Source organism: Pseudoalteromonas sp. c7(2019) (assembly GCF_011378625.1).
GTDB lineage: Bacteria > Pseudomonadota > Gammaproteobacteria > Enterobacterales > Alteromonadaceae > Pseudoalteromonas > Pseudoalteromonas arctica.
The window spans coordinates 118732-141897 of record NZ_WTKS01000008.1 but is presented as its reverse complement, the minus strand read 5'-3'; the positions used below and the strand labels follow the sequence as shown (position 1 = coordinate 141897).

Annotated in this window: 17 protein-coding genes and 1 pseudogene; 3 read left to right on the top strand and 15 right to left on the bottom strand. The window is 39.7% G+C overall.

The window, feature by feature from the left end:
• Positions 1 to 38: 38 nt before the first annotated feature.
• Positions 39 to 713: pseudogene (locus tag GQR38_RS10905) on the bottom strand (DUF2461 domain-containing protein).
• Between the two features lie 78 nt (positions 714 to 791).
• Between GQR38_RS10905 and gorA the strand changes: the two are divergent.
• The 3 genes from gorA to GQR38_RS10890 all read left to right on the top strand — a co-directional run bounded on the left by gorA (position 792) and on the right by GQR38_RS10890 (position 3994).
• Positions 792 to 2153 carry a glutathione-disulfide reductase gene (gene gorA / locus GQR38_RS10900; RefSeq protein ID WP_007586359.1) on the top strand — a complete coding sequence of 454 codons (1362 nt, stop codon included), beginning with the start codon at positions 792 to 794 and terminating at the stop codon, positions 2151 to 2153.
• Positions 2154 to 2417: 264 nt separating this feature from the next.
• Positions 2418 to 3050 carry a hypothetical protein gene (locus GQR38_RS10895; RefSeq protein WP_165721204.1) on the top strand — a complete coding sequence of 211 codons (633 nt, stop codon included), beginning with the start codon at positions 2418 to 2420 and terminating at the stop codon, positions 3048 to 3050.
• A gap of 107 nt (positions 3051 to 3157) precedes the next feature.
• Complete coding sequence (locus GQR38_RS10890) at positions 3158 to 3994, top strand: mechanosensitive ion channel family protein (RefSeq protein WP_024594472.1); 837 nt, start codon at positions 3158 to 3160, stop codon at positions 3992 to 3994.
• A 245-nt stretch (positions 3995 to 4239) separates the two neighbouring features.
• Here the strand turns inward: GQR38_RS10890 and tldD are convergent, their stop codons facing one another.
• The 14 genes from tldD to GQR38_RS10820 all read right to left on the bottom strand — a co-directional run bounded on the left by tldD (position 4240) and on the right by GQR38_RS10820 (position 23160).
• A complete protein-coding gene (gene tldD / locus GQR38_RS10885) occupies positions 4240 to 5679 on the bottom strand; it encodes a metalloprotease TldD (protein ID WP_101163214.1) in 1440 nt (479 codons plus the stop codon).
• Positions 5676 to 6515, bottom strand: a complete 840-nt coding sequence (locus GQR38_RS10880) for a carbon-nitrogen hydrolase family protein (RefSeq protein ID WP_165721205.1) — start codon at positions 6513 to 6515, stop codon at positions 5676 to 5678. Before GQR38_RS10880 ends, tldD begins: the two co-directional genes overlap by 4 nt.
• On the bottom strand, positions 6512 to 10369 hold the full coding sequence (locus tag GQR38_RS10875; protein ID WP_165721206.1) for a YhdP family protein: 3858 nt from the start codon (positions 10367 to 10369) through the stop codon (positions 6512 to 6514). The genes GQR38_RS10880 and GQR38_RS10875 overlap by 4 nt, the downstream gene beginning before the upstream one ends.
• Positions 10369 to 11841: a ribonuclease G gene (gene rng, locus GQR38_RS10870; RefSeq protein ID WP_007586345.1), complete on the bottom strand. Its 1473-nt coding sequence runs from the start codon at positions 11839 to 11841 to the stop codon at positions 10369 to 10371. The genes GQR38_RS10875 and rng overlap by 1 nt, the downstream gene beginning before the upstream one ends.
• Before the next feature lies 1 nt (position 11842).
• Positions 11843 to 12412: a Maf family protein gene (locus GQR38_RS10865; RefSeq protein WP_007586343.1), complete on the bottom strand. Its 570-nt coding sequence runs from the start codon at positions 12410 to 12412 to the stop codon at positions 11843 to 11845.
• Complete coding sequence (mreD, locus tag GQR38_RS10860) at positions 12412 to 12891, bottom strand: rod shape-determining protein MreD (RefSeq protein ID WP_007586341.1); 480 nt, start codon at positions 12889 to 12891, stop codon at positions 12412 to 12414. Before mreD ends, GQR38_RS10865 begins: the two co-directional genes overlap by 1 nt.
• Positions 12884 to 13726: a rod shape-determining protein MreC gene (gene mreC, locus GQR38_RS10855; protein ID WP_197111979.1), complete on the bottom strand. Its 843-nt coding sequence runs from the start codon at positions 13724 to 13726 to the stop codon at positions 12884 to 12886. The genes mreD and mreC overlap by 8 nt, the downstream gene beginning before the upstream one ends.
• Positions 13726 to 14769, bottom strand: coding sequence for a rod shape-determining protein (locus GQR38_RS10850; RefSeq protein WP_007586338.1), 1044 nt, complete (start codon positions 14767 to 14769; stop codon positions 13726 to 13728). Before GQR38_RS10850 ends, mreC begins: the two co-directional genes overlap by 1 nt.
• 134 nt (positions 14770 to 14903) lie before the next feature.
• Positions 14904 to 16952, bottom strand: coding sequence for a formylglycine-generating enzyme family protein (locus tag GQR38_RS10845; RefSeq protein WP_165721207.1), 2049 nt, complete (start codon positions 16950 to 16952; stop codon positions 14904 to 14906).
• Between the two features lie 121 nt (positions 16953 to 17073).
• Positions 17074 to 20814 (bottom strand): H-type lectin domain-containing protein, encoded by a 3741-nt coding sequence (locus GQR38_RS10840; RefSeq protein ID WP_165721208.1) that lies wholly within the window; start codon positions 20812 to 20814, stop codon positions 17074 to 17076.
• Positions 20811 to 21302, bottom strand: coding sequence for an agglutinin biogenesis protein MshP (locus GQR38_RS10835; protein WP_165721209.1), 492 nt, complete (start codon positions 21300 to 21302; stop codon positions 20811 to 20813). Before GQR38_RS10835 ends, GQR38_RS10840 begins: the two co-directional genes overlap by 4 nt.
• Complete coding sequence (locus GQR38_RS10830) at positions 21292 to 22131, bottom strand: type II secretion system protein (RefSeq protein WP_165721210.1); 840 nt, start codon at positions 22129 to 22131, stop codon at positions 21292 to 21294. The genes GQR38_RS10835 and GQR38_RS10830 overlap by 11 nt, the downstream gene beginning before the upstream one ends.
• Positions 22131 to 22682 (bottom strand): type II secretion system protein, encoded by a 552-nt coding sequence (locus GQR38_RS10825; RefSeq protein ID WP_165721211.1) that lies wholly within the window; start codon positions 22680 to 22682, stop codon positions 22131 to 22133. Before GQR38_RS10825 ends, GQR38_RS10830 begins: the two co-directional genes overlap by 1 nt.
• Positions 22669 to 23160, bottom strand: coding sequence for a type II secretion system protein (locus tag GQR38_RS10820; RefSeq protein WP_010553771.1), 492 nt, complete (start codon positions 23158 to 23160; stop codon positions 22669 to 22671). Before GQR38_RS10820 ends, GQR38_RS10825 begins: the two co-directional genes overlap by 14 nt.
• Positions 23161 to 23166: the final 6 nt, after the last annotated feature.

Below are 23166 nucleotides of genomic sequence, written 5' to 3'. Positions count from 1 at the left end.
GTAAAAAAACAACTCAACTGCTTTTAAGTTGTGTAATTTTAATAGGGTTGCTCCAGAGCAAAACACAAATAACTCATTAGTGAATCAGCCACTTTATAACGCTCTAGTACCGTATCAACTAAATTATTGCTACATACTTGTTTTTGAGTAAGCGAGCTAATGGCTATAAAGTCTTTTCGTTTGAGCTCATCTATTAAGGGATGATCTTTTTCAAAACCTCTTGGCAGGCGTTTTAGCGATTCTCCTGACATTTCAAATATAGATTTAAATTACTCATCATAAATTGCTTTTTTATAGCTATTTGGGTTTTCATCTATGCAGGTTCTAATTGCGTTAAGCGCCTTTGATTCTGGTCGCCAAATACCAGCACCTACAAAACATTCGTCATTTGCTAAGTGAAAGTAAAAACCCGGGGCGTGTACGTCTTTTCCCATAAAATGGCGAAATTGAATTCCTACATTAATTTTATACGGGGTTTTATCTTTACTAAAACGCGCGTCTTTATGGATTCTCATTAAGCTACCGCCCACTTTTTTATCTGATGCGACAAAATGGCTAGAAACATCAGCAAGTGGTGCTTGCATTTGCCTAATGAAATCTAAAGCGGGCTCTCTTACGTATTCCTCATACTGTGATTTATGGTCGTTAAACCAGTCTCTATTATTGTTTTTATCAAGCTGAGCAAGAAATTCGAATGTTTTTTTACTAAACATAGGTCACCTAAACACTCTTTATTTTTAAAACTTAATGTTATGCTAATGCGCATAAAACTCAACGCCTAAGGACATAAAATGACACAACACTTTGATTATATTGCAATCGGTGGTGGCAGTGGTGGTATTGCCTCTGCAAATAGAGCGGCAATGCGTGGCGCTAAAGTAGCACTTATAGAAGCAAAACACATGGGCGGCACGTGTGTAAACGTGGGCTGTGTACCTAAAAAAGTAATGTGGCACGGTGCTCAGGTTGCCGAAGCAATTAATTTATATGCCCCAGATTACGGCTTTAATGTTGAAGTTAAAGGCTTTGATTGGAGCAAACTAGTAGAAAGCCGTGAAGCCTACATAGGCCGAATTCATAAAGGTTACGACAGTGGCCTTGCTAGCAATGGCGTTACTGTAATTAAAGGCTTTGCTAAATTTGTAGATAATAAAACAGTTGAAGTAAACGGCGAGCACTACACAGCCGATCATATATTAATTGCAGTAGGCGGCCGCCCAAGCATTCCGCACATTGAAGGTGCTGAACACGGTATTGATTCAAATGGCTTTTTTGAATTAAAAGAGCAACCTAAACGCGTTGCAGTAATAGGCGCAGGCTACATAGCCGTTGAGCTTGCTGGTGTATTACATGGTTTAGGTACTGAGACACATTTATTTGTACGTAAGCATGCACCACTTCGTAGTTTTGACCCATATATTGTAGATACGCTTGTTGAAGTAATGGCTGCCGAAGGCCCTACTCTTCATACAGAATCTGTACCAAATAAATTGGTAAAAGAAGATGATGGCTCTGTAACACTACATTTAGATAACGGCAAAACTCATAACGTTGATCAAGTTATTTGGGCCATTGGCCGCGAGCCAACAACCAATGCTATTAACGTTGCAGCAGCGGGCGTAGAAGTAAACAGCAGTGGTTTTGTAAAAGTTGATGAGTATCAAAATACCACAGCTAAAAATGTATACGCGGTTGGCGATATAATCGAAAATGGTATTGAACTTACACCGGTAGCAGTAAAAGCAGGCCGTACTTTATCTGAGCGTTTATTTAATAAAGAACTACCTGATGATTTAAAAATGGATTACAGCCTAGTTCCTACTGTTGTATTTAGTCATCCACCGATTGGTACTATTGGTTTAACTGAGCAAGAAGCTATTTCTCAGTACGGCGAAGAAAACGTTAAAATTTACCAATCTGGTTTTACGGCTATGTACACAGCGGTAACTAAACATCGCCAGCCTTGTAAAATGAAACTTGTATGTGCCGGCCCTGACGAAAAAGTAGTTGGCCTACATGGTATTGGTTTTGCGGTTGATGAAATGATTCAAGGTTTTGCCGTTGCCATGAAAATGGGCGCAACTAAAGCTGATTTTGATGCCGTTGTGGCTATTCACCCGACAGGCTCGGAAGAATTTGTAACGATGCGCTAGGCGCTAAACTCTAAGTTCTCAATTATAAAAAGCCCTTGCTAAGTAAATAGTAAGGGCTTTTTAATGCTTGTTATATTTTGCACAACAAACTACTTAAAACGTCACATTAAAAACATCCATTCAACATTAAATAAATATCTAAGCCATTATTTTAACAGCAAAAATTTTAGACCGATAAAAATATTAAAAGTTTAAATTTTGTTTTGGCTTTAAGGCATTTTTACAATTAGAATCTCGCGCATTTATAGTTTCTCTTGGTTTTTTATGTTTTTACTACGGTCATTTATTTACTTACTGTGTCTAGCGGGCGTTGCTCATTTAATTCAACTTGAAGGTTTTGAATTAAAACAGTATGCACTTTACAGTGAAGAAACTCTTACTGAACATATGCAAGATGTTTTAACTTTTTTAAGCTGTATTTTGTTTTTCTATGCTTCGCGAATTAACTTTGAACTTAAAATACCGGCAGTATTACTTGCTGCATTAACGGCCATGATGTTTGTAAGAGAGTTTGATACCTACCTCGACTTATACTTTTTTGATGGCGCTTGGCAAAGTATCGTCTATTCAATTTTAGCTGGTGTGTTTGTTTATTTAATAACAAACAGAGGAAGTATTTTTAACTCTTTAAAAGCCTATAGCCTCACTCCTAGTTATGGTATTTGCTTATCAGGCATGGTTACTTTACTCGCATTTTCGCGAATGATGGGCAAAGGCGCATTTTGGCATTCAGTAATGGGCGATGACTACGTACGTGCAGTAAAAAACATTGTTGAAGAGGGTATAGAAACGCTTGGCTATACTCTAATCTTTATTTCAGCCATTGAGCTTGTACTCATATGCCGAAAAAGAATGGCTAAAAATCACAAACATTGCACTGATGAAGTAACTCAATAGCGTTTCTCCATTTTTATTGGTTACTTTTTTTGCACTAAATTTGCTAATTGGTTTAATAAATCAATATACTGAGCCTGTTTTTATCAACTCGCGTTTAATTGGATATTATGACTAAAGATATATTGCTGCATCCGTTTCTTCTTTCAATTGTAATGATCACAATTGCATTTGTACTAAAAGTCCTTGTTGATAAGCTGGCTAAAAATCGCGCAGAAAAAAAAGAAAAAGATATTCGTTACATCGCACACAATATTAAGCATTTTATTAATTTTGTAATGATGATATCGCTGCTATTTGTGTGGTCTACCGAAATTCAAAACTTTGCACTTTCTATTGCTGCTTTTGCTGTGGCGATTGTACTTGCAACGCGTGAGTTTATTCAGTGTGTAATAGGCTTTTTTTACCTCGTAACAACCCGCCCGTTTAGAGTCGGTGATTGGATACAAGTTGGTGATTATTTTGGTGAAGTAGCTGAAACGGATTGGATAAAAACAACCATGCATGAAATTGATATACATACTTATCAATTTTCTAGAAAAACCATATACATACCTAATAATAAGCTGATTACCAGCTCTATTAAAAACTTAAACTTTGTAAAACGCTTTGTTACACATCATTTTATTATTGTCCGAAGAGAGAGCTTTAATCCGTACCCTATTCACGACACATTAACTGAGCAAGCTAAGCTGTATTGCGAAGAGTTTCAAGAAGTAGCAAGCCGTTATAATTCGATGATTGAGCGTAAACTTGATGCAAAAATATCTGGCCCAGAACCAGTAATTCACTTTGGTACAACCGATTTAGGTGAATTTAAAGCAAGCTTTACCTTGTTTTGCCCAACAGAAAAAGCGCTTGAGATAGAGCATAAATTAACAGAGTGCTTTTTTGCATTATGGTACAAAGAGGCTGAAAAAAATAAAGAGGATGAAGGAGAAGCCTAAACCTCGCCTACACAAAGTAAAAATACAAATCGTAGGTGCGAATTTATTTCGCGCTCTATTTCTAAGTCTGTATTTAAAAAGCGAGGTGTAAAACCTCACCTACCCAAAGTAAGAATGCAAATCGTAGGTGCGAATTTATTTCGCGCTCTATTTCTAAGTCTGTATTTAAAAAGCGAGGTATAAAACCTCACCTACAATAAACATCAAGCACGTAGGTGCGAATTCACTTCGCGCTTGAGTAATATTTAAGCTGTACCACCGACTGTTAACCGATCAATTTTAAGGCTTGGTTGGCCTACGCCTACCGGTACGCTTTGACCATCTTTACCACAAACACCAACACCTTTATCAAGCGCCAAGTCGTTACCAACCATCGATATTTGCTGCATTACTTCTGGGCCATTACCAATAAGCGTTGCGCCTTTAATTGGTTGGGTAATTTTACCATTTTCGATTAAATACGCTTCTGATGCGCTAAATACAAACTTACCAGACGTTATATCAACTTGTCCGCCGCCAAAGTTAGGCGCGAATACCCCTTTTTTAACTGAGCTGATAATATCGGCTTGGCTGTGCTCACCACCTAACATGTAAGTATTAGTCATGCGAGGCATTGGTAAATGTGCATACGACTCACGGCGTGCGTTACCTGTAGGGCTTACACCCATTAAACGCGCGTTTAGCTTATCTTGCATATAGCCTTTTAAAATACCGTTTTCGATAAGAACATTGTAAGCGGCTGGTGTGCCTTCGTCATCTACATTAAGTGAGCCACGGCGATCGGCCATGGTGCCATCATCAACAACAGTACACAGCTCAGATGCTACTTTTTGGCCCACTTTACCACTAAACGCAGACGCGCCTTTACGATTAAAGTCGCCTTCAAGCCCATGCCCTACCGCTTCGTGTAAAAGTACACCTGGCCAACCGTTACCAAGTACTACTTCCATAGTACCTGCAGGGGCATCAATAGCCTCAAGATTTACTTTAGCTTGGCGTACTGCTTCTTCGGCAAATTCCATCCAACGCGGTTTACCGTCAACAAGTTCTTTAAAGTAACCATAATCTAAACGTGCACCACCGCCTGCGCCACCGCGTTCACGGCGACCATTTTTTTCAAGCAGTACTGAGCAGTTTAAACGAATAAGCGGGCGAATATCGGTGGCAAACGTACCATCACTTGCTGCGATTAATACTTCTTCGTAAACCGCTGACATTGAACTAATTACTTGCTCTGCATCGGGTGCTAGTTCGCGAATATAGTTTTCAAGTTCGCGTAATAAGCTCACCTTGTCGGTGTCGCTCATACTCGAAATTGGCTGATGCGGTGCAAATTGCTCTTTAGCTTTAACATCACTAAATACTTTAATCGCTCTATCTTCGCCGGCATCTGCAATACTACGTGCTGCTGTTGCCGCTTTATTAAGCGCTTCGAGGTTGATTGCATCAGAGTAAGAAAAACCTGTTTTTTCGCCGCTTACAGCACGTACACCAACGCCACGTTCAACGTTATAAGAGCCTTCTTTAACTAAGCCGTCTTCAAGCACCCATGATTCGTGGTGGCTTGATTGAAAATATAAATCGGCGTAATCCACTTTATGCTGATGTATGTAAGCGAGCGTTTTTTCGAGCTCTTCTCTATTTAGCTGGCTGTCGTGTAGTAAATGCTGTTCAACCGAATTCATAATAAATGCTCTCTAAATCGTTGATGAGACTGCACGGGCATGTCTCGTCTAATTTTTTGTAACTGGTCTAAATCTGCGTTGCAGCTTATAAAACCGGTGCCTGTTGGCAATTCACTCAGGGTATTGCCCCAAGGTGAAATAATAATACTGTGGCCATATGTTTGTCGGCCATTTTCATGTGTACCGTACTGAGCTGCTGCAACTACATAACATTGTGTTTCTATTGCGCGAGCTGCTAATAGCGGTTGCCAATGCGCTTGCCCTGTAGGGACTGTAAATGCACTGGGTACTAAAATAATATCGGCGCCTTGGCGTACTAGTTCGTTAAATAAGCCACTAAAGCGCAGATCATAACATACTGTTAAGCCAATTTTACCAAAGGGAGAATCAACAACAACCACATCGCTACCTGCTTGGGTAAAATCTGACTCTCGATAGCTACCTGTTTGATCATCTACGTTTACATCAAATAAATGTATTTTGTTATACGTTGCAACCAGCTCGCCTTGATTATTATATAAGTGCGATGCTGCATAATATTTATGTTCGTTAAATGGCTCAGGCATTGTCCCTGCATTTAACCAAATATTATGGTGTTGGCACAATTCACTAAGTTGTAGTTTGTATCGCTCAACTTGCTTAGCAACACGTAACGTATCGTTACCACTTTTACTAAACACTAAAAAAGCCTCAGGCAAACAAACAAGTAATGGTCTTGTTGCTGGAAGTGTTTTAAGTGCACGCTTTAAGCTTGCTATGTTGTCATCAGGGTTTAGCCCTGAACACATTTGCAGGGCAACTATTGTGGGAGTGCTTAGTATTTCAGTTTTGTTCATTGCGTTACTGTTACTTGTGCATCTTTAAGTTTTAAATCGACTGATGCTTGTGGCTGATTTTGCGCAGCTTGAGGAAGCGTAACTTCACGACTTTTTCTGTCGAGTTCTTGAACAATAGGATCGTTCATTTTACCCGTTACTTTAAAGTTGATCTCTGAGATGACGCGCGCAGAATGAATAACTTTATCAATTGCTAAGGCAGCAAGCCCTGTTACTGGGTTTACCATCCATGCAACTATAACCGGAATACTCGAGGTTACCTGCGGCGCTACAGCAAGATCATAATCTATATCAAGCGTGTTTAAATTTGCATAACCTTTAATGGTTAAATCGGCGGGTACGCCGTCCATTTTGGTATCTTTAGTGTAAGCAATACCGTTTTCTAACTGCATAGTGCCTTGCATGCTGTTATAAAAAAAGCCTTTTGAAAACACATCTCTAAAATCAAGTTTCAGCTTGCGTACTAATGAATCAAGGCTCAGTAACGAAAATACGCGTGCCCCGCCATCGCTAACTTCAGTTAAGTGACCTTCTCCTAAATCCCAAGCTATCTCGCCACTTAAACTTTTCACATCAAAATCATAAGGTGCTGCTTGCCAAGTAAGATCATAATTTAGATCGGCTTTTGAGTCTTTAATCGCGGAGGTTATATCAAACTCACCAAACAGTGCGCCTATGTCATCACTTTTAAGCTCGCCACTTAGCGTTGTTAATCCATTTTGCCATTGCCCTTTAGTGCGCAGTAAATGATCGCCTTTATCGACTACAAGTTCTGATATTGATAAACGCTCTCCATCACCTAATAATGACGCACTCACTTTATCAAGTTGGTAGCGGTCAATTTTGCAATCACTACATTCAAACTCAATGGCAGGTATTTTAGTAAGCCAGCTCAAGTCTTTCTCAGGAAGTACATCTGTTATTTCAAGTACTTGCTCATTGTGCGGTGCAAAATTAAGCCTTAAGTAATCGGCATTAATTCGTATGGGCTGGCTAGGCTGTGATGTAGGGATAAAAACCCCAGCTCTAAGTTCTTTAGCATTTAGCTTTAGGTATAAATCGTCTTTTGATGGTGCTAAACGCATTTCAAAATCATTAAAGATGATGTTACTCGCATCAAGCATACCTATATTTGCGACCACCTCATTAAGCGGTGGCATAATCCCTTTTGATTTTTTATCTGGGTTTGCTTTACCAGCTTTAATTATTTGATCAATCAGATCAAACCAAGGCACTAGTTCACTCTGTTCAAGATTTATATTTACGCTTAAGTCTTTTTGGTTTAATCCTAAATCTTGTTTTCCGAGCACAAAATGGACATTACTAAACTGTGATTTTCCATTTTCTAAAATAGCATTAAAGTAAAACTGTTGATTAGCGTTTGCGGTAATGAGATTAGAAATATCATCACCTTGTACTACTGCATCAAGCGCCCACACTTGTTCACTATTTTTATTATAAGGTGCAGGTAGATTACTTGTTAGACCAAGTAGCTCCGAAGTAACTTGGGCGCGGTAATTAAAACCTTGTTCTTCAAAATTAAGTACTAAGCCAATATCAACATCACTTTGCCCGCTTAAATAATTTTTCAATATGCCTTGTCCACTATCTATTAGTGTATCGGCATCAATTTTGGCGTTTATATCTATGTTTGCTTGGTAATTTTTTGCATCACTTTTACTGCTGTAATCAATAGTTAGCGGCATGCCCAGCCACTTCGCAGTCGCATTTTTAAGTGTGATATTGTCGTTTTTAAAATTAAGCTCGCCAGTTAAGTTTTTAAGCTCAATCCCTGGCGTTGCTATAAATACTGGCAAGTCATTTAAATTAACCTTGCCGCTAACACTGGCCCCACCTTTAAATTTTGAGCCTACTAAAAGCTCAATACTGGCATCGGCTTCGCCTTTGCCCTGCACAACTTTAAAAATTTCAGCAAGAGGTTTAGCAATAGGTGTCGCTGCAAAAAAGTCATGTAACTTTTCCATTTGTGCTTTTTTATCAATTTGCACAATAAGTTCATCAGCATGCATTAAATCTGCAATGCTTACCTGTACACTATTACCAATATCTAAATTAACCAACTTACCTTGCTGGCTATATATGTCCATACGCTCATTATCAAAATGTAGCTGTACGTCGGCATTGGTGACCAAAGGCCAATCAGGATCAAACTCATAGGTTGCGTTGTCTATTTGCGCTAATACACCAAACTGGCCACTGCCATCGGTGAATGGAAAACCAGATAAAGGTCCTGCAAATAAGACTTGTGCTTTAGATATTTCTCCGCCTTTAATTGCGCCATTTAAATAGCTAACGAGCTCAGGGCTCATAGCTTTTAATGGGAAATAATGACCTGCAATTTTGGCATCTGGGGCGAATGCTTCAGCATAAAGATCTAATCGAGGATCATCTGTTAGACTAATTTGTAATTCTGCAGCAAGAGTAACTTCATCATTATCAAACCATATATTGTCACTACTTATATACCAGCCATCATCTCGCTTAGCTAAATCTAGCTCTACATTTAGCTGATTATAATTTATGTCGTTACTAAAGCTTTCGCCTGTAACTAATGTGCCATTTTCGCCAAATAAATTTATTCGACCACTACTTTGATTAAGTAAACCATTTACTCTAAGTCCTTGTGCTGCAGGTACCGATCTTAATTCTTGCCAACCAATATTGTCAGCCTCAAACCATAATTGCCATTGCTTTGCATTGGAAAAATTTAAATAAGCTTGATCTATTTGCCCGCTAGGTTGGCGCTCTAAAAATGGTTCAAGTGCATTAAAATTACTTAGCCCTGCTAGGTTACTCAGTAATTCAAAATCAACTTGATGGAGCCACACTTCATTTGTCGCCCCTAGTTGAGCTTCAAACTCTAAACTTGGCCATGCTTTATCGTTACTATTAAATGTTAAACCGGTGCTTTTTAAGTGCCAGCTATTTTGCTCGGGATATAGATGGAATCCACCTTCACTCAAGCTAACTTGTTGGCTTTGCTCTTCTCGCTGCCAACGCACAAAGCTTGGTAGCCACTGCATTTTTATATCGCTTACAAAACCTTTATCTAGTTTTAGCCACGCTTGTAAATTAATATCGCTATGCAGTTGTTGCTTTTGCGTATTTATATATTGCGCTAACCAGTTAGATACATCGACTTTGTTAGCCTGCACATAAATGTCGCCCGCAACTTGCTCTAGGGTATCGCCAGTGAGTGCTATGCGCGCATCAAAATCACCGACCGAAATACCCGGCAGTGCTAAGCTCCCACTACCAAGATGCCGCTCATCTTCATTTTGCCAAACAATATTTTTGAGGAGTAACTTACGCTCTTTACCGTCTTCTAGAACAAAGTTAATACTGGAATTTTCTATTGCAAAATGACCCGTTTTACCCAAAAACAGTTCTTCAATTAGCTCTTTTTGCTCAAAAGAGACTTCGTCGTTGTCACCGGTTTTAAATAAGTTGGTGATATTTACACTGGTATGAAAACCATTAATAACAAAATAATTAGATCTAAGTTGCAGCGCTTTTAAGCTTTCCCATAAGTTTAGCTCTAAGCTGGTTTTAGCAATGGTGAGTGATATTGGTGCAGTTTCGTTATCTTTAAACGATAAATTCTCTAATACTAATGCAGGACCACTGCCCTGCCAACTAGCTGATATTTCACCTATAGATAAGCTTATTTCAAACTTTTCGTGTAAATAGCTTTCTATATTCCCTTTGTATTCGTTTGCATACGGAAGGGTATATTTTAAAATTGAAACAATAACGGCCAGTAATACCAAAATTATGGCGCAGGTCTGCCATAACTTTCTAAAACAAAAAAAACAGACCGCTTTTGCTTTCATTACATCATTACCACATCAAACTGTTCTTGGCTGTATAAGCTCTCTGTTTGAATATTGACTTGCTTACCAATAAATAGTTCAAGCTCGGCAAGGTTATGGTACTCATCGTTTAGTAAGGCTTCACTTACAGCAGGCGCTGCGTATACCATAAACTTATCGGCAGCGTATGCTCGGTTAACACGCACTATTTCACGTAGTATTTCGTAGCAAACCGTTTCAACTGTTTTTTGCGAACCACGACCAGAACACGCAGGACACACATCACATAAAATATGTTCTAAGCTTTCGCGTGTACGTTTACGTGTCATTTCAACAAGCCCAAGTGCTGAAAGCCCATTGATATTTGTTTTAGTGCGATCTTTTGCAAGTGCTGATTCAAGTGAATGCAATACTCGGCGCTTATGATCCTCACTTACCATATCGATAAAGTCGATAATGATAATACCGCCTAAATTACGCAGCCTAAGCTGGCGAGCAATTGCAGAGGTTGCTTCTACGTTGGTATTAAAAATTGTTTCTTCTAAATTACGATGTCCTACAAATGCACCAGTATTAACATCAACAGTCGTCATTGCTTCTGTTTGGTCAATAATTATATAACCACCAGATTTTAGTGTAACTTTACGATGTAGTGCTTTTTGAATTTCGTTTTCAACATCAAACAAATCAAATATAGGTCGCTCACCGGGGTAGTACTCTAGTACTTGAGACAGTTGTGGAACAAACTCTTCAGTAAATAACTTTAGCTCTTCATGAGTAAGTTTAGAGTCAACGCGAATGCGTTCCATATCTTCGCCTACATAGTCACGTAGCGTTCTGAAGGCAAGCGTTAAATCTTCGTGAAGGATGCTGGCCTTACTGGTTTTTTTGCGACGAGCTGTAATTTTTTCCCACAGTTTTCTTAAAAAACCGGCATCGTGTCGTAATTCTGCTTCGCTAGCGCCTTCGGCTGCTGTACGTACAATAAAGCTGCCATTTTCATCGCCATATTCTGCGACTATTTTTTTAAGGCGTGAGCGCTCTTCTTCAGTTTCAATACGCTGACTAACCCCTACATGGGTCGCATCTGGCATAAACACTAAATAGCGAGAAGGAATAGTTATATCTGTGGTGAGTCTTGCGCCTTTAGTGCCTAGCGGATCTTTTACCACTTGCACCATAATGTATTGGCCTTGACGAACTAACTCTCTAATGTCTTGTACTTTTTTTATTGGTACGTCGTCTACGCCTTCAACAATAGAGGCACTATTTACAATATCGGATGCATGTAAAAATGCCGCTTTTTCAAGGCCTATATCAACAAAAGCAGCCTGCATACCCGGAAGTACACGGCTTATTTTTCCTAGGTAAATATTGCCTACAATACCTAGATTACCAATTCGCTCTAGCTGTATTTCTTGCAGTACACCGTTTTCTATTAGGGCAACACGGCTTTCGCTCGGTGTGACATTGATCAGTAATTCTGTACTCATGTTACCTTCTTAAGAATGTTTTTAATAATTGTTCGGTTTCATATAAAGGTAAGCCTACAACAGAAAAATAGCTACCCGCAATGTGAGTTACAAAGCGACCACCTAAACCTTGGATACCGTAGCCACCGGCTTTATCTTGTGGCTCATTAGAATCCCAGTAGGTATTTATTTCTTCATCAGTTAAAGTTTTAAAGGTGACATCTGTGCTTACAACACAGCTAAGCACATCATTTTGCGTCGCAAATGCTACTGCGGTAAGTACTTGATGTGTGTTACCTGATAAACGTTTTAATGTGTGTATAAAATCGTTTTTATCACGAGGTTTACCCAGTGATTCGTTATCGATAACAACTACGGTATCACTACCAAGTACAGGGCGATCGGTATATCCAAGCTCTACACCGCTTTGGGCTTTCAAGCGAGCTAAACGCTCAACAAGTGCTCTAGGTTGCTCGTTTGGAAGTGGGCTTTCATCTGCATCAACACTAAATTGTGTAAATTCGACACCTAATTGGCTTAATAACTCTTTACGACGGGGAGAGGCTGATGCCAAATATACTGCGGTAGTCATTACCTGATCCTAAAATGTCTGCGATATTTACGAAGTAGTAAAAACACCCAAAACCAACTAACCATTCCGGTTGCTACTGGCCATAAATACTGTGGATTAAAGTAAACCCCTAACAAAAAGTGATTTAGCCAAAACTGCATTAAATGATACAGCGTTAAAAACAAACCAATTAATAAGCTTTGTTGCCAAAGCGAAAAGTTACGAATTTTTTGAAAGTTGCTCGCGGTTACAAATATACATATTGAAAATGTAAGCGAGTTGACACCTAGCGGTGAACCAGATGCTAAATCTATTAATAAACCAACAACCCAAGCAGTACCAATATTTAAACGATGCGGTACTGCCAACGACCAATACATAAGTACAAGTAAAACCCAGTCAGGTCTAAATGGTTCAAACGAAAAAGGGAGCGGCATTAATGCCATTATTAAAGCAAAAAAGATGCTTAGCGCAATTAACAATGAATAACGGTTAATCATCGTTGATTTGCTCCTGTTGATTACGCCATAAAATAACCAGCAAACGAATGCGATCTAATTGCGCAATAGGTTCTGCAAAAACTTGTGCAAACGGGCGGCCTTCATCACGATTTATTTCGGTTACTACAGCCACCGGGTATCCCTCTGGGAATGTGCCACCTAATCCTGATGTAACAAGTACATCGCCAATTCGCACATCTAAGCTGTGCGGAACGTGAGAGAGCTTAACTACGTTAATTTTACCTATGCCCTCAACAACAGTTCGCACATCGTTACGCAGTATACGCACAGGTGTGGCATGCGTAGTGTCGGTCATGAGTAATACGCGTGACGTAGTTGATCCTACTTTAGTTAATTGCCCTACTACACCCATCTCATCAATGACGGCTTGGCTTTCACTAAGTCCATCGGTGGTACCACGATTTATAACAACTTGATGGCTATACGGGTTTGAATGCACAGAAAGTACTTGAGCAATAATTTTACGATTTGATTGCTTTGCAGATGAGCCTAATAAGGCGCGTAGTTTTTGATTTTCTCTGGCTAGAAATTGATACTGCTGAAGTTGCTCGCTTTGTAGCATTTGCTTTTTTTTCAGCGCTTCGTTTTCAGTAAGAAGTTGCTCTCGCGTATGCAGGCTTTTAGCACTTAAGCTAAATAATTCGTAGGGTAAATTAGCAACATAAATTAGTGGGCTAACTAAGGTATTGAGGCTGGTACGAACAACGGTACCACCTTGCGTATATCTGTCTCCAACAATGAGTGCGATACTCAAAAGCACTGCGACAAAAAGTCGCAGTTGCAAAGAGACTGTGCGTCCAAACATTAATTTCATTAGTCGTAACTAAAAACGTCACCACCATGAACATCGATCATTTCCAATGCTTTACCACCACCACGTGCAACACATGTAAGTGGATCATCAGCAACAACAACCGGAATACCCGTTTCTTCCATTAATAAACGGTCTAAATCTTTTAACAATGCGCCACCGCCAGTAAGTACCATACCGTGTGCAGAAATATCTGATGCCAGCTCTGGTGGTGATTGCTCAAGCGCAACCATTACTGCACTCACAATACCCATTAATGGCTCTTGTAGAGCTTCTAGGATTTCGTGTGAGTTAAGTGTGAATGAACGCGGAACACCTTCAGCAAGGTTACGACCGCGCACTTCAATTTCGATTGGCTCATCAGTTTTAAACGCAGAGCCAATTTGATGCTTAATATTTTCAGCTGTCGCTTCACCAATTAAGCTACCAAAGTTACGGCGTACATAATTAATGATAGCTTCGTCAAACTTATCACCACCAATACGAACAGATGATGAGTAAACAACGCCGTTAAGTGAAATAATAGCAACTTCAGTTGTACCACCACCAATATCAACAACCATAGAACCTGTTGCTTCTGATACTGGTAAGCCTGCGCCAATAGCTGCTGCCATTGGTTCTTCAATTAAGTAAACTTCACGAGCACCTGCACCCATTGCAGATTCACGTATTGCACGTTTTTCTACTTGAGTAGCACCACACGGTACACAAATTAGTACACGCGGACTTGGACGCATAAAGTTATTGTTATGCACTTGTTTAATGAAGTGTTGTAACATTTTTTCTGTTACAAAAAAGTCAGCAATAACACCGTCTTTCATTGGACGAATCGCTTTTATATTACCCGGTGTACGACCTAACATAAGCTTTGCTTCTGTACCTACAGATGCAACACTTTTAGGTCCACCAGCACGCTCTTGGCGGATAGCAACAACAGAAGGTTCATTTAATACAATGCCTTCGTCTTTTACATAAATTAGGGTATTGGCTGTACCCAAGTCGATCGATAGATCGTTAGAAAAAATACCACGGAGTTTTTTAAACATGAGGCTGGATGACCTTTGAAATACGTTCTTATATTAGCTGCCTCACTTTAACATGCTCAACTATATGAGCAATATAAAGCGCAGCGCCTTTGTGAATTTGTGAAAAAAGGAAGCAAAGCTTCCTTAATTGAGTTTTATCGTTCGCGAACTAAGCGAAAACCAATGTAGTTAGATCTAAAATCAGGCGCTAAAATTAAACGCGTAGATGCACGAGCAAGGCTTGGTGCAAAGTTCCACGCTCCGCCTCTTACTGCTACATCAGACTCACCTGATTCTTTATCGGTCCATTCCCATACATTGCCTACGGTATCGTATAATCCAAATGCATTTGGAGAAAAAGAACCTACTGGTGATGCACGTCTGTTTGACCATTCACTACCACACCAACCACAGTTAGCTAGGTTTTTACCAATTTCGTTACCCCAAGGGTATTCTGTTTCAGTTCCTGCGCGTGCTGCGTATTCCCACTCAACTTCGTTAGGTAAACGAAATTGCTGTCCTGTTTGACCAGATAACCACTCAGCATAAGCTTTTGCATCGTTATAAGTTAAACATACAGCAGGAAAGTCACTACCTTGCTCAAAACCAGGATTACGCCAATTTAAATTTGCTTCCCATACTGGTTCGCCATTTAAATAATACGCACACCCTTTATTTTTTTCCGCTTGAGTTTTATAACCTGTATTTGCTACAAACTTTTCGTAGGCACCCACGGTTACTTCTTTACTTTGCATAGCGAAAGAATTTGCTATTACTTTTTCAATTACTGGACGTTCATTAGCTAAACCATTGCCGTTAATATCGCCCATTTTAAATTTGCCTGCAGGAATAACGACAACCGGCGTTTCAACGTTTGCATTTAATACATTAACGTTTTCACTAACCTGGCGTGTTGTTACTTCTGGTTGCTCTCGAGTATAGGCCGGTGCAGCAATCGACTTAGGCTTTTTTACTAAATTTGCATTAATTGTTTGCGCTTTATTCAAATCAACACGAGCTTGATAAGGTTTATAACCAAGTTTACGTATTTCAATGTTATGAATGCCCGGCGGTAAACGTGTAATCAAGCGTGTTGAGCCAAAGCTTACACCATCGATAAACACTTCATCGTCGTATACGTTTGATCGTAATGTTAGCTCTACAGATTGATCCTTCTTCTTATTAAGGATAGAAGGGTAATCTTTTTTCACCGATGCAGGTTTAACTGAATAATCACGTACTGGCTGCTCATTTAAACGAGAAACCGACACTGTGTTGCTATTATCCGCGCTATTACTGAATGTTAACTGACTATCAGTAAATGTATTGTTATACGCTGGTTGATAAGCAGCCGTAAGTGGCGTGCCGTACTCAGAACAATAGCGGTTATCTATGCTTAATAAGCTACATAAACGGCTGCTATTAACTTCGCCGCGCATAGTTACGCTTAAGTTAACGTTGTAATTACCTTGGCCGCTAAATGCACTGTTAACTACATGGCTACTTAATATTTGTACTTGAGCGCCCGCCAAATTGCGTTTTGGCTCAACAATGCGCTCTTCTGTTAGATTTGCAAAAATTTGATCAACAAAGCGTTTAGTTGCTTTTTGTAGACCCATTTGCTGACCGCGTTGCTCACATGCTGCTAGCGTTTCTGTTCGCTTACAGTTAATAGTGTGGTTAACCTCAAGCGTACCTTCACGTGTAAACTCGTTACGTAAACGCTCTACGCGGGCTGTAGTTAACTGCTCTTTTAAACTTTCTAATGTATTTAAAAGCGTATGCTTAGCAACACGAATTTGTTCTATATCTTTACGGTGGGATGCAATTGCCGCCAACTGCATAGAAATGTCATCTTTATTTTGCTTATGATCAATCACCGCTTTTTGATAGCGTGATTGAGCCGCACTAATATTAATAGTGGGATCGTCAATTAAACGACGGTACATTTCGTTCATCGCATCGAGCGCTTGGTTTTTTTCTTTATCTAGCTCTGTAGAACGAGAACGAAGTAGCTCTAATTGATTTTGTAACTGACTTTCTTCTTTAAGATGTTTTTCAAGTATTCTTGTCGAGTTATCGTATTCTGTCTGTTTAACACTAATCTCTGAGTCAATTCCAGTCACTGTAGCTGTGTCTTGTGCAAATGCACTACTAGCTAACAAACTAGCTGAAATTAACAGAGATAAAGGAGTAATTCGCATATATTCCAGTCCCAAAAAGCGGCAATTATTTGGTCGTTATTATTTTTTATAATTAAAGCCTTATGCTATGTACTTGCAGCACAAAACACAAGCTTTGTTCAATTATTATATTAGTTTACAACTATTCGCGTGTTTCACGCCAGTAAATAACCCGATCATTTCCTCTAAAGCGTCCAAATTGTAAAATAGTACGAGGATCGAGCTGTGTTCCATCGCCCTGCCAATCCCACTTTAACCAATCATAAGTATTATATTCTAAGGTAAATTCACCCAAACCATTTGGCTGTGCATAAATACCGTTATCTGCCGGATATACTCCCGCTTCTAGCTGGCCAGATACACCAGTCCCATATTTATAGGTTAATTGTGGGCTGCTAGGTGATATTTGAGTGATTTGGGTATGATCAAATACACTACAGTTATCTTCAGTGTTATTTACAAATCCACTGCCGTTGTAATACTGAGCCTGCATAGGAATAAGTAAAGGGTCGAGATCGGAGCCTGCGTTATTGCCAAGGACTAAGCGTCCAAATCTAAACTCTATTGGTAATGCATTTAGTCGTACGCTATTACAACCACCCGAGCATGCTGTTTGTGTATTAGGTTTATCATTTGCATCAATAAGTGTTGCCCCTTCTATGTCAGAAAGCGTTGCCATTAAGCTCACCATAGCGAACGGTCCGTCTACTTGCCCTACACCTAATCTTTTAAGTGTCGTGTTGAGTTGGCTCATTTGCCATTGGCCGTCGCTTATATCTCCCCAGTTGTTATTTCCTAGGTTTACTAAGCGGCTAGTAAAATTAGTTGCAGGTACATAGTTACCTACTTCATTATTTTCGGCATTAACGTCTACACTGGACTTATCAAAGCCCTCTTTATAATTAGCCATTAGCTCACCATTTTGATTTTGTGCTTGTACTGTAAAGCCAAGTTCAAAAGGTTGATCAAGATAAGTTAAATTACTGCCGTATTGCGTGCATTGCGCGGCGGCTTGAACCCCCACTACCTGAAACTGCGAAGGTGCAAAACGACCAACGTTATATAGCTCACCTTTTACATCTCCCGCACCAAAATAATCGGCATCTTGAAGGCCTGCTGTTAAATCAATTATGCCAACTTGGTCGTAATTATATTGCGATATAGATTCACTCAAACTACCTGTATCACTAAACGCAACAGTACTCATCGCTTCAAGCGTACCTTGAATGCCTGGCGTAGGCGCTTTAAGTAATGCCTCTACAAGCGGTTGCTCTGTAATAAAATGCTTAGCTATGTTGTTATTTGTAATATTGCTGTAGTTGTCTGGGAAACCATCGTTGTTAGTGTCTTGCCCTGTTTGCCACTGCACCGCATTCATTTTTAAATCGAATGCTTCGCCCGTTAATCTAAATAAGCTCCCATTAGCGTCTGCTGCATAACCATCACTTGCTACCTCCATGGCTAATCCAAATGGTTTTACGACATATTCATTTGAACTACCCGTTAAATTTACTGATAAATTAGTTAGTGGGTCTAAAATTAAATTGGTATTTACATTTAAACTCAACTTTCCTGCATCGGGGTAATTTATAACAATCGGGGCTTTAGACTCACTATCAAAGTTAAGTATGAATGATTTAGAGGCTTGCTCTACCGCAAAGGTATTATTGTTATTACTAAGTGAAACCGTATCAGAGCAACTTGCACCAGCACTGCATGTATACGATAAATCTAAGCTTACATCGCCACCAGCGGGAAATGCAGCTTCGCATACGCCCGTAGTGGTATTTGTTTTTACCGCTTGAATAGATAGCGCTTTTGCATTAAATCCAGTATTTGAAGGCTTTGCTGATAACTGAGTTGGAATTGTAGTATTTCCATCAGTATCATTATTAAAAATAAATCCAGCATCAGAAAACGTAACTTTACAGCCACTCAAACCAACATTATTACCACCGATATAACAACGAAGAGGTGCAGAAGGATCAGCAGTGTTATATCCAAATGTAACACTGCCTGTGGTGCGTTTAGCAAACTCAACAGTTGTTGAGCCTGTAAAATTAATATTCTCCCCTGTAACCCAACTTTGCTGACCACTATTATCTGGAGAAAGGTTTAAACTAGACGGCTCAGCAAATAATAAATCGCAGGCATCATTAGCGCAGGCTGTTAGTGTCATTTCTTTAGCTTCACACGTTAGACCTTTGTTATCGCTTATTGTTAAACGATAATGATCCAGTGTTTCTGGTGTATAAATACCACAAAAACCAGGGATACTTTCGGGTACTGGTAAAGCGTCAAACGTTGAGCTCCCTTCGGTAATAATTTGAGTAGCCGATGTAATTGATCCCTGATACGTTACATTTTGAGCGATTCTTACCTCACCAGTTGCAACAATATAGCCCGCAATATTTGCATCGGCTGCAATAGCAACCGCACCATCCACATAAATAGCCAAGTACGCGCCAGTTTCTACTACTATATTTGTTTTACCTATATTCAAAAATGAAGTTGATAGAAGTGAGGTTGTGTCTTTTAAAAAAATACGTGTAGGCGCTGTTACTCTGTATTGTGTTTCCAGCATACTTAACTGCAACTCATCGTAATAATAGTCGCCAGCTAAAGAAGTAGGTACGGGCCCTGTTGAGCTACCATCATTTGTAACCGTTGGCACCTGCGCCGCTTGATTCGGTTCTAAAGAGTTATAACCACCAGCAACACACGCCTGACCATTACACAAAGGAGGGCTCGTCAGCGCTGTAGAAATTAAACTTGTGGTGGTGACAAACTGCGCATTACCATCGGTTATTTCTACTCCCTGCACCAGCTGCACTTCACCATTGTTATAAGTAGAAATAGCGCCCGGGAATAACGTATCACAATCTAAAATATCACCATTAAATACAAAGGTACTGGTCATGGCGAGTATTGATGCTTCCTCGTTTACGTGACGGCGCTCGTTATCGCCATCACGATCTTCGTCAACAACTAGCCCTAACCTGTCGGTCCTTAGGTTACAGCTGCGTAGCCACCCGCCATCATCTTCTTGGCGTGAGTTTTTACTTGCTACAACTAACGGAGCCACACTAAAGTTATTAGTAAAACTAAAGTAATTACAGCCATTGCTCCAGCCGTCAACTTCAAAGCCTGTGAAAAAAGTTTCCCACGATACCTCAACGCCATTATCATCAGAAAATGTGCGGTTACTTCCGGGCTCTACAGCCATATAGGCAACAGTTTCGGTTTTTATGAGCCCAAGTGCTGTTTCAGATGCTTCTAAAGCAATATTAACGCCGCTGGCAGATAGAGAATTACTTTCTACTGCAACTGTTAAAAACGGAATTAATGCCTCAGAAGGTGGATTGCTGTCTATGCTATTGAGTGTTTGTAACGAATGGAAAAAGTTTGGCCTTTGAGTAAACGGTTCAGCAAATGTTAAAGGCTTATAGCCTTTAGGTGTTAATGGAGCAAAGCCAGACTTAGAGCCATACTGTAATTCGAGCAATAGATCAGTATTACCTACTTCCATAATTGTGCCGTCTGGAAATTGATGCACACCATACTCAATGGCTAAATAGTGCGCTCCCATACTAATATGCCCGCCATCCTCTCCTGAAGGTTCAAGCGGTAAGGCCTCAAAGCTAGTTGTGGTTATATTACGTATTCTTATTATTGCAGGGTTTCCGCCTTGGTTTGTTGAGAGCATAAAAACAGCAGGAGGCGTTATATATTGCTGTTGAAAATTAACTTTTGTCCAAACAGGCGATGTATATGTATCTTGCAGCTCTATATAACGGCCTTCGATTTTTGGAGGCACTGCATTTGCGTAATTACAAAGTAACACGCAGCTAAAAAATATAGTGACCAATGCATTTTTCATCATGGTAAAGTTTTAGCCTCCACACTGAGCGTTCTTTGTGTTTGCCAATAATCTTTTCTGCAGCTACTCCCTGCAGGGCAATCAATTGCGGCGCATGTTGCACTGCTTTGTAAGTAATATATATTCACAAGCCCGTTGGTTGTACTGCTATCAGGTAAGTCTATATATTCATCGCAACTCACCACTACTTTACAGTTAGCTAAATATGCAGTTTGGAAGGTTAAATCAGTAGTAACTGATGTACAGCTTTGAACTGAGCTATTTGTTGGAAATAGTTGCGTTAAACCACTTTCTAGGCCGCTTTGTGCTGCCATAAAAGCGCGAGCCCCATAATACTCAATCGTATTTTGTTGAGATGCACCAGAAAGCACTTTAACTAATGCTAATCCTAGTGCTAATAAAGCAACAATAATTACCAAAGAAACAATTATTAAGTTCCCTTTTTGTTTACTGAGTAAGGCTTTTCCGTGAGGATTTTTTTTAAGGTACATTAGGAATATGTACCTCATGGTTAAAGTTCATTACTTCAGTATCGTTAAATTGCATTTGCGCATTCACATTAAGCACAGCGTTTCTTTGTAGGGAGAGCGCATCAAGAGTAAAAAATAAATCGCTCGCTAAATTATTGGCAATGTAAATACCTAATAAATCACGTTTAACACCACTGCTTATTTGTAAGCTCACGGCATCTAATTGATTAACAGTAAAACCGTAATTGGTATATCTATATAAATACTGCCCTTCAACGCAAAAACTTACAGGTTCTGAAAGTAAATAAAGGCGTTTACTCGGCGACTCTTGGGTAAATGCTTTGCTAAATTGCCACTCATCAATTTCGCTCGCTGAACTATTAAATGCTGATACTTGCAAACGCTTATTATTATTCTCATCGTATATATCAGCACTGCTTAATGGGTATATCGTTGCCCAATTTCCAGCTTGCGGCTGCGTTAAGTTATTAAGTTCAAAATCAACAGCGCTAACATTAAAAGGCGCTACGGTAGGTAGGTAATTTGTATAGTGAGTCGCTGATAAAAACGGCGTATATTCTAAGCACTGCTGAGCACTACACGCTCCGCTAGTACTGTTATCGCAAGAGAGCCTTAAAGAGTTTGGCGTAGCGTGGCGAAGCTCTTTACTAAGTCGCGTTATTAAAAAGCGGGCCTGGGCTACTGCTTCTTGGCGTTCAACCCCTTGCGAATAAATACTGACCCCAGCACCAATAAACGAAAATGCACTTACGGCTAAAACACCAATAATAACCATGACAAGTAATAGCTCTATAAGGGTAAATGCATTTTGGTATTTAGCTCTTTGCATTAGTAATTCCCTTTATATGCACTAAATCCGTAAACTTCGCCTAAGGGTGATGTTACTTCAATAGTAATACGCTTAAAGGTTGTGCCATCGTTGATGGTCAATTCGTTAACGTCGCTATCGTACTCAACAGTAACAACTAAGTTAAAGTCACTGTATTGGCTTAACACCTCTCCTAAGCTATTAGTAATAGGCTGGTTAGACAGTGCAATATAGTCATCTACATCGTTATAACTAGTTCGGGTTTCTAGGCCTGCCCCTAAGTTATCGACGCCTAAATCGCCCTCTGCGGTACAAGGTTCAGCACCCAAGGTTGTTTCGCCGCAACGTCTAAAAGGTGCGCTTCTATCGCTGTGCTCATCAAACGATTTACTTTGAATTTCGTTCATTAGTGATTGACCAAATTCAGAGGCTCTTAAAGCAATAATTGGCTCTGCACTTTTTTTTGCTTGCGGGGCAATTAAAGCGGTAATAATGCTTAATGCAATAGCAAACATCACTATGCCAATAATAAGCTCAATTAGAGTAAAACCTTTTACTTTAAGGGCACGCATATATAAGCCCTTCACCACTTATGCATACGCCAGCTAATCCAACATCTATTCGACACTGCGAAGTGCAGGTTTGATTTGATTTACCTAAAGGATCAAAACTAATTTGGGTAAATATATTTGCGTTACTATCTAAAGCGCTAAATGTTATATCACTTCTTTGCGTGTTTATTTGTACCACTAAATGATCGGTGTTGTTGGTATCAGCGCCACCAATACATGTATCAGGTGTGGGGGGAGCAATAAGTGTGGAGGTTATATAAAGAGTATGGCAACTTGTTGTCGCTGTATTTTGCATTGCACGTAACTGCACTGTTCTAAGTGCATTTAAAGTACGGTCTCGATATGAGTATGCATCTTCTGTTGAGCTGCCCAGAAATTTGGGAACTGCCGTTACCGACAGTATTCCCAATATCACTAGAGTAATAATTAACTCAATGAGTGTGAAGCCACGCAATCGTTGCTTACTACTGCTTATCATTTATGT